The organism is Sphingobacterium sp. CZ-2, from assembly GCF_004526235.1.
GTDB lineage: Bacteria > Bacteroidota > Bacteroidia > Sphingobacteriales > Sphingobacteriaceae > Sphingobacterium > Sphingobacterium tenebrionis.
The window spans coordinates 1,149,803-1,162,231 of sequence record NZ_CP038159.1 but is presented as its reverse complement, the minus strand read 5'-3'; the positions used below and the strand labels follow the sequence as shown (position 1 = coordinate 1,162,231).

The window sequence follows — 12,429 nt, the reverse complement described above, 5'->3', positions numbered from 1 at the left end:
TTAGGTAATTAACAGTTTTTTATATTTAGCCAATATTTTGTCGTATTCAATAATAAAACTTTCGACATCCGAACGGTTGTTTTCTATCCACGGATTTATCACATTGGCACAATTTCTACCCCAATATTGCTTTTGAGAATTAAACCATTTTTTAGCTTTATCTCTATTTGTCTGTATTTCCCTTAATGTAAAATCTTGAAAAACATGTTGTTTGCTATAGCCGTTTTGAATATTGTCCCAGACAGACGATTCATCAGAAAGTCCGTAAAGAAATTCGGCCAGTAGTCTTTCCGGGGATTTTTGTCCAGGTAATATAACGATATTGTCAAGTTGATTTATACGCCTCATTTTAGAGGCTTCAGATTTAACATCACCATCAAGTACTATCAATGATTCAGGAAATTTGAAGCCTTTGATTCTTTTTCGAGATAACTCAATTAAATTATCACAACCCAAAGTGCAGTTTATGAATTCCAAATCCGAACTTTTTCTTTTGATAATTGCCCTAAAGAAAATCTCACCTTCATTATCCTCTGTGAATACAGGAATTTTCTTCGTTGGTGGTTGAATTGCCAATGCAACGTTTAGCTTGTTTCTTATCACATCAAAAGAAACATTTTCAAGAGCTTTAACCTTTCCGTCGGACTTTTGAAGATAGATTACTTTTACTTGCCTTATTAAATTTTCGTCTTGTTGTAGATCACAAGTTCTTTCCAAAATACTTAAGGAATGTGTTGTAAAAATGACCTGTATGTTCAGTTGAGATGAAAATTTCCTCAACGCTTCGATAAGTTTTATTTGAGATGCGGGATATAGAGTAGCATCCAATTCGTCAATAACAAGAATTCCTCCCTTATATGCGACACCATGAACAGCTTTAAGTCGTTTAAAAGATAATATTGCAAGCAGAATCTTGCCGATATTGTCCTGCCCAGCTGAGTTCATCTTCCAGTCATAAAAATCAGTATTGACCCCCAACGTGTTTTTTTGTTTACTAACCAAGTAGTCAACTGCGGTCATTTCCACATCGGGTATAATTAGGATTTTGTTATGCCAATCTTTATAAAAGTTAAACTCATCATCAGTTAATACTATTTCATCACTTGCATTTATTCCTGAGTCTTCTCCTATCGGAAAAAGTCTGGATAAGCTCAAATAAATGACGGGTAACTGGATATACCCGGAACCTTTTGAGCGGTCTCCCTTCTTCCAAAAGCGTATCCCTGTGGAACCCGAAGAATCTCTCTTAATACTTTCGATAGTAAACTCTGGGTCTTCTTCATTATTTATATGAAGTGTCCACTCATGGCTTTGAGGTACATCGAATGCATCGGATAGCTTAAATTTTTCACTAAATAGAGACTTGTAATTGCCTCCACAAAGAGGTTTTTCACCGTAAAGAGGATTTTCCTTATCAGTAATAGTAAAAGGTTGGCTTAAAATACCTAACAAGGTTGTTTTTTGAGTACCGTTTTGTCCAGCAATAACTGTTAGGTTATTACCTAAATGAAAACTTACATTATTGAACCCTCTAAATTTCTTAATGTGTACACTTTTAATAAACATAAGCCTATGTGTTTTTTATGTCAACAAGTAACTCCTTAGCTTCAACATTAAGTATTCGGGCTATTTCATACAGAACTTCCAATTTAGGTTGTTTGCGATTTTGCACATAGCTATTCACCATATTATAACTTTTCCCAAGTTGTTCTGCCAACCACGTTTGTTTGATGCCCTTCTCTTCCAATACTTCTTTGATGCGGTTCATTACTGCAAAGATTTGGGGCTAAAATACCATTTTATTATAAAAATATCTCCGAAAATGATATGTTTTTATAACAAATAGATTAAATACGACAAAAACCCCTGACCCAATAAAGGATCAGGGGTTTCGGTGGGCTGGTTGAGATTAGCCCACGTTCGTAAAGGATTGATAGAACGTTTCAAATGGCGCTTTTGGTTTATGTGTTCGGATACCCGAACGGATACCGGATAATTTTTCAAAACGGCTCAATGAAAAAATATTGACCGGAATACGGTACTTCTTTTTGTTGTAATAAAATTCTCCGTGGTCACCAGCAAGACTAAACCTTGCACTCTTGCCGATCTGCCACGTTGCCACTTTACAATCGGCTACACGCCCGCTTATTCCCCCATCAAATACAGTATGTATTTTTGCATTGGTGAAAAGGGATTTTAGCCACGTAAACTGTTCTTTTGTTGGCAACAAACCCAATGAAACAAATGCGCTCAAACAAGGTGAATTAACCCAATTAGGGTAATAATGGCAAAAGCACAATATATCGCTTGCAGAATGACCGATAAAAAGATGGGTGACAGATATAGGCAAGCTGTCCGTCACCAACCACATACCTTTACAGACCGGAATACGGACACCGTTTTCACTCCAATGCTCTTGGGCTATAATCTGATTTTCCAATGTATAAGGAAACAGAATTTTATCCTCGACAACGTGGATATAAGGTGCAAAGAAGTTCCGTACTTCGGGCTTTAATTGGAGAAATACCACTACCTCGCAACGGTACGTCCGTAACCTCTGCTTTCTTGCTTATCACGAAGATTTTGCACAAGGTCTTGAACGGTTTTCTCGTTACCGTGTTTTTGTTTTTTATCGGCCATCATCATGTCGGTCAATGCACGGTTATATCCCTCGCTATATCCCTCGCTCTGCGGTTCAATCCTACCTTTTAGGTTATTGATACCTCGGAAAACTAAGTAAGATATACCACCGTCTAATAGCACGGATAGGATAAGCCGTTTCCGGTCTGAACGGATACCCTTATTGTCTGTTGTCGAATGTTGGATTTTGGTTCCGTCTTTGAGTTCCACTACTTCACCGTTACGGAAAGCCTCCTGTTGCTTTTCCGAAAGTTCTTCGCCATTTACTCGGATGGGGGCCTGCACTTCGTCGGGTTCATACGCCACAAACTCCCTTGTCAAGTCGTCATATTCAATGATGACTTTCTTCTTTTTGTTTCCGTCAATCTCCTGTTCCTTGCTTACCACGTGTTTTTCTCCTGCGATCAGGGCTTTTTCCTCGTCATCACTCAACAATGGATGCCATTGTGGTTCACGATATATGGGATGTATGTTTAGCTGTACTGTGCCATCTGTATTTCGGCTAAGGGATAACTTTGCATCCAATTGACGGATGGCAAACCCATCGATGTTCAGACCTGCCATGCTCAACATATCGGTTCTTCTCCCTGCAAGCAGGGCATCGATATTCTCCGGATTGATGCTGAACCCTCCGTCTTTGTAAAGCCCCAATTTTTCAAGTTCGTTTAGGGGCATTTCGTTTTCGTTGATAGGATATTTCATGATGTAATTGTTGTTAAGTTTTATAATTTTTATCTTCTGATGCCATAGGCGGCAACAGCCTCAATTTCGGCTTGTACCGGGCGGTGCAGGTCTTCACTTGGCTTGATACTGTTAGGGTTCTGCTTGGCGTGTAGCAGGGAACCATACAGCCCGTCAGTTCTCGATAGTGGGAAAATATTTCCGGTAGTCAGGTCTTCCACACGCATACGGCCACGTTTCAGATGACCTTGCACTTTGTAGACGGTATTGTTATAGGCAATTTCATCACCTATAGAAAGGCGGCTTTCTTTTGTCCTTTGTGGTCTTGCTTCGCCCTGTACCTCTGCCTGAACATTGGCAGCGGCCTTGATCTCTCTTTTTTGCTCAAATGCCAATAGATAATTAAGAATTTTTTCCGCATCGGCGGCGGCAGCGTGTATTTCAAAAGGTGTGTCACGCAATATCTGTATCCAACTGTCCACGTAGGCAATGTGCTGGACGGGATCATGGCCAATGTTGAGTTCCTGACCGATAAGCATCGAAGCGATTTCGGCACGAAGTTCTTCGCGGGCATAGCCCTCTGTTCCAAAACTGTCAACCATGCTTCTGTCCAGACGGTCTTTATGGCCCGTCCAGTGACCGAGCTCATGGAGCACGGTGGAATAATACTTATCTGGTGCATCGAATTGTTCACGCAAAGGCATGGTGATACTGTCGAGTGCCGGACTGTAATACGCTCGGTTACCTGTTTTATGGGTTATATCTGCTCCCGAAGCCTGAATGATGTTTTCTGCTCTTTGGATAGAATCCCATTGGAATTGCTTTGCTTCGGATTTCACCAAAGGTTCGATGCCATTGATCTGTTCCGCATTGAACACCCAAGCAGTGGTGATGATTGCCCTGTCAAGACCTACCTTAGCTTTTACGGGCTTACCCTGTTCGTCCAAAATTGGTTTGCCCTGCTCGTCTCTTTTGGTCACAAGTTCATGGGGCTTGACAAATTGGATCAGGGATGCTTTTTCTCCCTTTCGTACTTTCCAACCGTTTGTCGAAGCCTGATTGAACGTCATCCAACGCGGGTCTTCTCGATCTGACGATAACAGCGACAGGCTGTTGATACCTTTGTAACGGTTGCCCGTAATTGCATTATATGGTAATTCAAAAGCTGGGCTATTGCTATTCCACGGCTTCTGCCACGGTGCTGTACCTTGTTCGAGTTTCTTGATGATATTCTCCGCAACTATTTCATGCAGGGATTTAGAATTTTTACTGCTCATCTTCATCCACCTCCGGGGATTCGTCATCTGGCCATTCGTCTGCGTATTCCACGCCATAAATGGCGGCTTCCGCTGGGGTCAGACCAATGTCTTCACCACTGGCCAGAACACTTAGTTTTTGCTGCAGTGATCTTAAATGATAGTCCATATTATTCCATGTTTAAGGATTGGTCTAATTGTTCTCTTAACCTGCGTAGGAATTTCAAGGGGTCAAGGAATTTACCGTTGAATTTCACCGAAAAATGCAGGTGTTCTCCTGTCACCCTGCCCGTGCTTCCGGTTATAGCGATAGGTTGCCCCGCTATTACCGTATCACCCGATGAAACGAGTATATGGGAAAGGTGTCCGTAAATGGTTTCTACTTCACCGTGTACTATCCGTATGTACTTGCCGAGTGCTTTATGTCTTCCTGTTGCTTTGACATAACCATTAAGTACATTAAATACAGGATCGGAACGGGCGGCAAAGTCAACACCGCTGTGGTGTGAAGCCTTACCGCTGATCGGGTGGACACGGTATCCGAATGGCGATGTGACCTTTAGCTTGTCTAATGGAGGACTGTAATCTATGCCTTGTCCACAAAGCATAAAGGGAATAAGCACCAACCAACCGAAAAAAAATCTAATCCGCAGATATGCAGAACGTCGAGTGTTGTTCATGATGTTGTGATTTGTAGGAGTTAACTCCCTTAAAAAGTCGATTGACTATTTTCTTTTGCTGTATTCCGTCGTCTCGGTTGGTACGGGAATTTGAACATTGTCTTGGGCAGGAATAAACTGTTCAACTATTTCCTCAACTTCTCTGTTGATGCGGAAAAAATTGTCCAATAGGATTTCTTCTTTTCGATCACTGAAGTCATAATAGGTTGGTAGTTCCCGATAATTCGCTTCTTCTTTTTTGATGGCTTCCATGTCCAGATTGACACGACAATTAACCGCCGAAGTCTGGTATTTGCCCGTATAGGTGTCTACCGTATCACGGGCAAGGATGCCAACAATTTCACCAGCTTTTAGCGATGCTATCTTTCCGGCAGGAATCAGCGGTTCGAGTTTTTCATTCAAGGATAGCGAGGTTCTCGTACGGTCGATGCTTAGACTTTCCCCCGTCTGTTTGACTTTACCAAACAGACGCTCCAACCACTCCAAAGTTTCTTTGCTCCTGACTGAACCAGACAGTACATTGCCCATGATGGACGTGATGACCTCCGCTGTTTCCTTGCCGTATTGTTGGCGTAACATAGGCAACTCCTGAAGCCCCAAAACGACCCCAGAAAAATTTGATCTGCTCTGTGCCACGAGTAGGTCTACACGGTGAATATACAGGCTGGGGGCCTCATCCACCACTAAACCGATAGGTAAATTGCCTTTCGTATTGATAAGTTTCGTAACCCGATTAAGTACCACTGACAGGCAAGCGGAGTTAATGCTCTGGGTACGGGGGTCATTGGCGAGCACCAAAACACCGGGGTGCTTGGGGTTACTGACTTGAAGCTCAAAATCATCCGCACCGAAAACCCAAAACGTTTCTTTGGTGGCCATTCGGCTGATAAAGATTTTGAGCGTTCCGACTTGTCCTTCAAGTTGGTCAAATGCCTTTGCTTTGTAGGCGGACATGAATGGCGATAAAAGGGAACTAAGCTCTCCGTTGCTGAACAGCACCGTAAAAATCTGTTCATACGACAGATTAAGAAAGGCAAGCACATGGGGCAGGCTGGAATAACGGCCATCTTTGTACCTACTGAAAAAGAAGATGCAGGCGGCAAGGAAATTGATGGCGGACTGCGTAAAAAATTGGTCACTACCACCGCTTTTGTCTCCCTTTTTCAAGGCTTCAACAAGTGCTTCGGCCGTTTCCGAAGCATCGGCAAGGGTGTTGAGATAAGCCCTTTTCAATGGGTTTACCCGTCTGCTCTTTGCGGGGTCGTTGAGATTGATAACATGGAAACGGTAATCCCTGCAACGACCGTTCTGCTTGGCAAGCAGATAATGGTAATAGGCTATCTTGCCAAGATCGGGGTATTTCAGATCATAAAGTGCTAACGTGAAAGAATTGGCCAGCATTTGCCGGATGATTGGCGCAATGACCCCAAACGATTTTCCACTTCCCGGAACTCCGCACAGAATTAGGCCCCTAAAAATGTTTTCGATGGATAGAAAACCTTTGCGGACTTTCCCTTTATAATAGAACAGTGTCGGGATGTTTATCGAGTAAGGATTTATCACAGGTTTGGTTGGTTGCATAAATGATTCTTCTTCGACGTTCCAGCGATCCTTACCCAGGTTGGAGCTGATAATCTTAGACACATTGTCCATTGCAACGTGTACCAAAATGGCTCCGGCAAAAGCACTCGTGATATAGGCAAGGTCATACCAATTAACTTGTCCCCATATAGGTACGGCTTCACGCCCTTGCAACCACAAGCCCGAAAAAAGGATAAGCATCCCCAATGCCAAAGGATATACGATCTGGGTCTTGGGATTGAGGTCTTTTTTCTTTCGGCTTAACGTTCCGACGGAGACCAGACAGATTAGCACAAGTGTAAACAGCTTGCTGTTTATCAATTCGTCATAAAATGGCACTCTCGAAAGTCTTTCCACAAACAGTAGCAAACTGTTAGGGGCTGTTCCCGTCAAGAAAAACCTGTCTACATAGAAAAACAAAAAGACTTCAAGGACAACGGACAGGTATATGCCAAATTGCAGGGAACGGTAAAGCCCCTGTTGCTCTTTGGTTTCTTCCATAAGTATCTGTTATTAGAGGTTAGATAAAGCCGACCTAAAAGGTGTCGGCTTTCAATATATCTCCGTACTTTATCTTTAGGTTTATTGTACGGCCTGAAATCTGTTTTTCGGTAAGTGTTACCCGAAGTACCTTACTTCCGGGAAAAGTTGCCTTTTTCAGCACGAACACGTTACGGTGTCTTTTCTTAAATTCGGCAAGGGGCTGGTATTGCCATAGGGGTTTGATTTCAACGGTCTGCACGTTGGTTGCTTTGGTGATCTTCTTATCTTCAATGAAAAACCGGAGTTCGTCTACATTGTAAGAAAGGTTTGATGTATTGGTAAACGATACGTCAAGAAAGATATAATCGCCCAATGTACTAATGCTGTTAAGCGCAATACCTACACCGTAATCCCTCGTACTCCGTACAGGCTTATGGACGTTTTTTGTAAGCAGACCAAGTGCAAGGTTTTTCATCTGGCTACGGCTCAACCCGATCTCCGAAATTTCCAAAGGACGGGTGTGCTCCGGTTTGATTTCCAACATCGCCGGAATACTCGTATCGTTCATCCACAATGGGGCCGTCAGACGGTATTGTGCCACGAATTTATCGCCGACAATGGTAACTGTTCCAAGCTCGTAATCGAGGTATTCGGTTTGTGTGGTATCCTCGTGCAATTTGATACGTAGTACATTTTCAAGGGGTAGGTCGCCCGATACATGATGCGAAGCGATGTCAACGTATTGGATAGGTTCGGGTGAAAGGATATGCACCGTATGGCCACGGTGCAGGCTTAATTCGGGAAGTATTCCCAACCGGGTTTCCGTAGCTTGTTGACTATGGGCGGAATATCCGATACAGCACAAAAGGAAAAGGATTAGAAAATGATGTTTCTTTTTCATGGTGAAATCTTAAATGGTTTTACTATTTGTAATTCTGTTGGCTTTGGCGGAGTGCCTGCGGATCGATGAGGTACACCATCGTATTGTATTTCAGTTTGGCCCTGTTCTTCCGAATATGCTTTGACACGGCTGTCGTTGTGGATTGGAACATCCGCTGGATGGCACTCATGACCAATTGGCTGTTGTTCTCGGCCTGTTGTTGCAGGGTAATTCCCTGTGTGGTGTTACCGCCGAGCTCCCGGCTAAACTCCCTAAATGCCGAAGCGGGCACGTACAGTCCGGGTGAGCCGTCATTGTCATAGACTTCCAGTTGGACGGGCAATATATTGTTCCCCTGCATAATGGAAGTAATCGTAAGCAGCACCCGTTGTCCCGAAAAACCCGAAATTTTTGCAAAGACGTGTGTGCCTTTCCTGACCACGTGCGGGCCGACCAATAGGTCATCCATTAACCGTATTCGCAAGCGGGAATCGGCATAACCTGTTATATTTTCGTCAACGATGGCTTGTATGAAAGTGTTGTCGCTTTCGGCGCGAATGGTGTTGAACGTTCCTTGATCTGTACCGTATTTGGAAACAGACAAGCGGGGCTGATTTTCGATTTCTCTTTTTGCCTCTTCCATGCGTTCACGTTCCTTGCGGGCAGCCTGCTGCTCGGGGTCGTTCGCTCTTGCCATACTGTCCGCATAAGCCATCTGCCTACGGAAAAGTTCCATCGGATCAGTTTTATCCGGCGTCTCTCTGATTGGTTCGGGTTTTCGCTGTAATGACGAAAGGGCCTGTTGCAAGGCCCTGTCTCCGTCGTCGTTTCCCGAATCTCCATTAGTGGAAACAGGTCGCCCGTTTTTGAGCGCCCGCTCGATGGAATCAAGTCTTCGCTTTTCTTCTTCGTTGTACAGTTCATCAAAACGGAATTGTTCGGCTCTTTCTTCCTGTAACTGGCCTATTGCCGTATAGCCGTCACCACGGCGGTACTGCTCACGATAGGCGGCAAGTTTGTCGGATAGCGCACGGTTCTTGACGTCCTCCGATACATCGGCAATCTGTCCCTGCAAAGGATCGCCCTCTTGCTGGGGAGCTTCATCCTTTGCAAAACCTGTCCGATAGACATAGAAGAACAGGCATAGAAAGGGCAACACTATGAGGGGTAGCACATAGCGCGGTTGTCTGAAATTAATCTTCATATTTGGATTGTATTAAGGTGAATTGTGGTGTTTGTTTGCTTCGGCCAATCTTTTTTCGAGGATTTGCATCCTGTCGATGGCTCTTTCCATTAGCAGGCTGTCGGAGCTGTCCAAGTTTTCTTTTTCCATCAGACTGTCGAGGATGGTACGGATTTCCAGCAGTTCCTTTAGAGCTGAAACGGTCGTGACAATACCGCCCATTCCGTCCATTAAGGGTTGTTGTACGGAAAGCTGTGCGGTGTCTTTTTGCGGTATTTCTTTTGGGAGAAAAAGAAAGCATCCAACGGAAACGAGGATGCTTACCACCATTGCAAAAAATACCGTACGTGGCCGGGCTTCAAGGAACCGTTTGGAACGTGCGATGCTTCCATCGATATACTTGCCAAACTCCCTGTAAAATGCTGTCCACACCGTTGTGTCGGGCGGGCGGTTAGAAGTTATTTTTTTGAACATAGCTGATGTCTTTGTTTTCGAGCGTTTTCCATCGGGTTATCAATATACCGTGACCATTGTTCTCCGTACGCACATCAAGGTCTCGCAAATAGCCCTCCGTGACCAATGTGCGTATCACCGTCGAGCTACGCCGATCTATGGTCTGTTTACCATAGTAGCGGAAATACTTTTTCACCGGATCGACATGGATGGAATCGGTCTGGATGGTGAGGACGGAACTGGATGACAGTATGGAATTGAAAAATCCCTTTTCCCGCAGGTTGTTGTACTGCAATGCACCGGATTCATCGATTAAGTACATGGCTTTTCGCATCTGGTATTCGATGAATTTATCGTCCGGTGCGAGCGTAAAAAATAGTGAATGGAAAAGGCTGATATGTGTACGGTACTCGATGGGTCTGTTTACTTCAACATCGGTTTGACTTGCGGACATGGGAACGTTGTTAGCGTCAAGTATATACACGGATTTACGTGCATTACCTACCTGTTTGTAGGCAAAAAAAGATACTGTCATCACCATGAGCACGGCGGCAATCAGACTTGCCCCGGCAATAACGGTGGCAAGCCTGATCTTGGCTTCAATATTTTTTATTATCATAGCATTACGTGTTTAGAGGGGTTAGAACTTGGCGATTATCTTTCTTGCGGCACGGCCCATATTGGATGCTCCACGCCCCATTGTGCTTGCGGCCGAAGTGATGCCACTTGTCGATACGATCCATGTGCTGATACTCGGCACGGTGAGCATGGTCAATCCTCCGATCAGAAACGTCACGATGACGATGCCAAAACTTAAAAGTCCGTTGCCCGCAAACCAGCCCATTTTCTCCATCGTGTCGCCCGTGCTGTCAAGGAGCTGTTGATACCGGGTAATCTCGGCTTCCATCGCATATTGTTGAAACAGGCTCGCTATGTGCATGACGAGGTAGGCAATCCCCGAATACAGGTTTACGCTGATAAACCGGGCTATCCATGTACCAAAGGAATCCCTAAAGGCGGGCAGGATACTTACGGCGACGGAAAAGGGGCCCAATATGATTAGGACGGTCGAATAGATGATCTGGATAATGAATATAATGTAAACGCAAATACGCAGTATCCAAACCGCCAACGTTTCCAATGTATAGGTCATCAGTAGCTGAAAACCTACCTGCATCCTGTTCCTGATCTGGGTAACCGTATTCCATACGGTCGAAAACCCCTCCTTTACGGTTGAAGTGACCGCATCCCAAGCCTGTCCGTACCACGTATCCGCTTCTTTTTCGGCAACCTCGGTCTCGGCCTGTATCGTGGTCAGCTGATCGGCAACATCGACCATGAGTTTTGCCCGTTGTAGGCGCAGGTTGTTTACTTCGATCTGTCCGCTGTCAAACAGGCTTTCTGTCTTGGCGGCCACAATGTCCGTCGGATACGCAAGTACGCGGGTAAATGTTCCCCACCAGATGATGACCATCACCAGCCCGAACGGGCGCAATAACGGCATGATTTCCATTTTCTTGTCGCCCGCCATCATTTCGTAGGATTTGATGGCAAAGAATATGAGCATGAAAATGGCAGCAAGGGCCTGTGCATCGGTTATGAACGTGTCGAAGTGTGTCCATATCGTGTTTTTCATGCCTTTGAGAAAGTGCATTACACCCTCCTCATAGACACCGTTCCCTTGCAAAAAGTTGAACGTGTCTTTAAAAGAGTCCGGCACATTTACAGGATTTCCCTGCAATAAAAAACGGGGCATTAGCCCCGTCATGTTTATAAAGTCCATATCGTGATTTTCTTTTTCGTTATTTGGTTCTTTTTAGGATGTCCTCTGCAATCTGTACATCGGAACGATCCGTTGCAAACTCCGGCAGATCGGGGTTCTCACTTTGCAGACGGTCACGGCTTTTGCTCAATAAAAGGAATTTGTTGGCATAGTTCTTTTTTGCTTCCCATGCGGACAGTAGTTTCCGGTGTTCCGCAAGTAAACGATGATAAACCATGATGCGGCTACCACGGTCAAGCGTGGTCGTTCGGGTCGCTTCCAACCGTTCTTTCAATTCTGCACGTTCTTCGTTGTACCATTCCAATAAACCTTTGTTCCTCAAATAATCACCGACGTCCGGTGAAAGTCCGGCGAGCGGATCGGTGTCCGTATCATCGATCAGATTTCCAAATTCCCTGCGGTAATAAAGAAGCCATAAAGGGTCTGCATCCGTGACCATACCGGAATAATTGAGGGCTTCGGTCACCGCTACGTTTCGGATGGTATCCGCATGTTTTTTATACGCTTCGTCTGTCTGTTGCATGGCCATTACCATACCCATGCGCAGGGTTTGCGGACCTGTACCGCTCAACGGACGGTGGTCGGTCTTGGGGTAATTGGGATGCCACGCCCAGGTGAGCCAATATTGATAGTTTAGGCCAAGAAAACCACTTGTCGGTGTAAACTTCTTTCGATCCCATTGCTTATGAACCATGCGCTCCTGTTGATGCACGATATGTTTGTCGGTCTGTCGCTTCACATTCTGTGCCATCGTTCCGGTGATGGAAAACAGGTACAGCAGTAAGCCGGTGATAAATATTTTTTTCATG

14 protein-coding genes are annotated in these 12,429 nt (G+C 44.7%); all 14 read right to left on the bottom strand.

The window, feature by feature from the left end:
- The 14 genes from E3D81_RS05310 to E3D81_RS05250 all read right to left on the bottom strand — a co-directional run bounded on the left by E3D81_RS05310 (position 1) and on the right by E3D81_RS05250 (position 12,428).
- Positions 1-1,566, bottom strand: coding sequence for an ATP-dependent nuclease (locus E3D81_RS05310; RefSeq protein ID WP_134776700.1), 1,566 nt, complete (start codon positions 1,564-1,566; stop codon positions 1-3).
- Between the two features lie 4 nt (positions 1,567-1,570).
- Positions 1,571-1,768, bottom strand: a complete 198-nt coding sequence (locus E3D81_RS05305) for a helix-turn-helix domain-containing protein (protein WP_134776699.1) — start codon at positions 1,766-1,768, stop codon at positions 1,571-1,573.
- A gap of 141 nt (positions 1,769-1,909) precedes the next feature.
- The gene (locus tag E3D81_RS05300; RefSeq protein WP_134776698.1) at positions 1,910-2,440 is read right to left on the bottom strand and encodes a hypothetical protein; all 531 of its coding nucleotides are present in this window, start codon (positions 2,438-2,440) and stop codon (positions 1,910-1,912) included.
- An 89-nt stretch (positions 2,441-2,529) separates the two neighbouring features.
- Entirely contained in the window at positions 2,530-3,342 is an 813-nt protein-coding gene (locus E3D81_RS05295; RefSeq protein ID WP_134776697.1) for a DUF4099 domain-containing protein, read from the bottom strand.
- 29 nt (positions 3,343-3,371) lie between these two features.
- A complete protein-coding gene (locus E3D81_RS05290; RefSeq protein ID WP_245153289.1) occupies positions 3,372-4,625 on the bottom strand; it encodes an ArdC family protein in 1,254 nt (417 codons plus the stop codon).
- Positions 4,588-4,746, bottom strand: coding sequence for a hypothetical protein (locus E3D81_RS17200; RefSeq protein ID WP_003005492.1), 159 nt, complete (start codon positions 4,744-4,746; stop codon positions 4,588-4,590). Before E3D81_RS17200 ends, E3D81_RS05290 begins: the two co-directional genes overlap by 38 nt.
- Position 4,747: 1 nt before the next feature.
- Complete coding sequence (locus E3D81_RS05285; RefSeq protein WP_134776696.1) at positions 4,748-5,257, bottom strand: M23 family metallopeptidase; 510 nt, start codon at positions 5,255-5,257, stop codon at positions 4,748-4,750.
- 45 nt (positions 5,258-5,302) lie between these two features.
- The gene (locus tag E3D81_RS05280) at positions 5,303-7,339 is read right to left on the bottom strand and encodes a type IV secretion system DNA-binding domain-containing protein (protein ID WP_134776695.1); all 2,037 of its coding nucleotides are present in this window, start codon (positions 7,337-7,339) and stop codon (positions 5,303-5,305) included.
- Between the two features lie 34 nt (positions 7,340-7,373).
- Positions 7,374-8,222 carry a conjugative transposon protein TraN gene (traN, locus tag E3D81_RS05275; RefSeq protein WP_134776694.1) on the bottom strand — a complete coding sequence of 283 codons (849 nt, stop codon included), beginning with the start codon at positions 8,220-8,222 and terminating at the stop codon, positions 7,374-7,376.
- Between the two features lie 22 nt (positions 8,223-8,244).
- Positions 8,245-9,405 (bottom strand): conjugative transposon protein TraM, encoded by a 1,161-nt coding sequence (gene traM, locus E3D81_RS05270; RefSeq protein WP_134776693.1) that lies wholly within the window; start codon positions 9,403-9,405, stop codon positions 8,245-8,247.
- A 12-nt stretch (positions 9,406-9,417) separates the two neighbouring features.
- A complete protein-coding gene (locus tag E3D81_RS05265; RefSeq protein WP_094256622.1) occupies positions 9,418-9,858 on the bottom strand; it encodes a hypothetical protein in 441 nt (146 codons plus the stop codon).
- Positions 9,836-10,456: a conjugative transposon protein TraK gene (gene traK, locus E3D81_RS05260; RefSeq protein WP_134776692.1), complete on the bottom strand. Its 621-nt coding sequence runs from the start codon at positions 10,454-10,456 to the stop codon at positions 9,836-9,838. The genes E3D81_RS05265 and traK overlap by 23 nt, the downstream gene beginning before the upstream one ends.
- A 21-nt stretch (positions 10,457-10,477) precedes the next feature.
- Positions 10,478-11,620, bottom strand: a complete 1,143-nt coding sequence (locus tag E3D81_RS05255) for a plasmid transfer protein (protein WP_245153288.1) — start codon at positions 11,618-11,620, stop codon at positions 10,478-10,480.
- A 19-nt stretch (positions 11,621-11,639) separates the two neighbouring features.
- Positions 11,640-12,428: a hypothetical protein gene (locus E3D81_RS05250; protein ID WP_134776691.1), complete on the bottom strand. Its 789-nt coding sequence runs from the start codon at positions 12,426-12,428 to the stop codon at positions 11,640-11,642.
- Position 12,429: the final 1 nt, after the last annotated feature.

What these genes read in the sequence shown, in the direction of transcription:
- E3D81_RS05285 (WP_134776696.1), bottom strand. Translation starts at nt 5,257, where the DNA reads ATGAACAACACTCGACGTTCTGCATATCTGCGGATTAGATTTTTTTTC.
- E3D81_RS05255 (WP_245153288.1), bottom strand. Translation starts at nt 11,620, where the DNA reads ATGGACTTTATAAACATGACGGGGCTAATGCCCCGTTTTTTATTGCAG.
- E3D81_RS05265 (WP_094256622.1), bottom strand. Translation starts at nt 9,858, where the DNA reads ATGTTCAAAAAAATAACTTCTAACCGCCCGCCCGACACAACGGTGTGG.
- E3D81_RS05290 (WP_245153289.1), bottom strand. Translation starts at nt 4,625, where the DNA reads ATGACGAATCCCCGGAGGTGGATGAAGATGAGCAGTAAAAATTCTAAA.
- E3D81_RS05280 (WP_134776695.1), bottom strand. Translation starts at nt 7,339, where the DNA reads ATGGAAGAAACCAAAGAGCAACAGGGGCTTTACCGTTCCCTGCAATTT.
- E3D81_RS17200 (WP_003005492.1), bottom strand. Translation starts at nt 4,746, where the DNA reads ATGGACTATCATTTAAGATCACTGCAGCAAAAACTAAGTGTTCTGGCC.
- E3D81_RS05305 (WP_134776699.1), bottom strand. Translation starts at nt 1,768, where the DNA reads ATGAACCGCATCAAAGAAGTATTGGAAGAGAAGGGCATCAAACAAACG.
- traM (WP_134776693.1), bottom strand. Translation starts at nt 9,405, where the DNA reads ATGAAGATTAATTTCAGACAACCGCGCTATGTGCTACCCCTCATAGTG.
- E3D81_RS05250 (WP_134776691.1), bottom strand. Translation starts at nt 12,428, where the DNA reads ATGAAAAAAATATTTATCACCGGCTTACTGCTGTACCTGTTTTCCATC.
- E3D81_RS05310 (WP_134776700.1), bottom strand. Translation starts at nt 1,566, where the DNA reads ATGTTTATTAAAAGTGTACACATTAAGAAATTTAGAGGGTTCAATAAT.
- E3D81_RS05295 (WP_134776697.1), bottom strand. Translation starts at nt 3,342, where the DNA reads ATGAAATATCCTATCAACGAAAACGAAATGCCCCTAAACGAACTTGAA.
- traK (WP_134776692.1), bottom strand. Translation starts at nt 10,456, where the DNA reads ATGATAATAAAAAATATTGAAGCCAAGATCAGGCTTGCCACCGTTATT.
- traN (WP_134776694.1), bottom strand. Translation starts at nt 8,222, where the DNA reads ATGAAAAAGAAACATCATTTTCTAATCCTTTTCCTTTTGTGCTGTATC.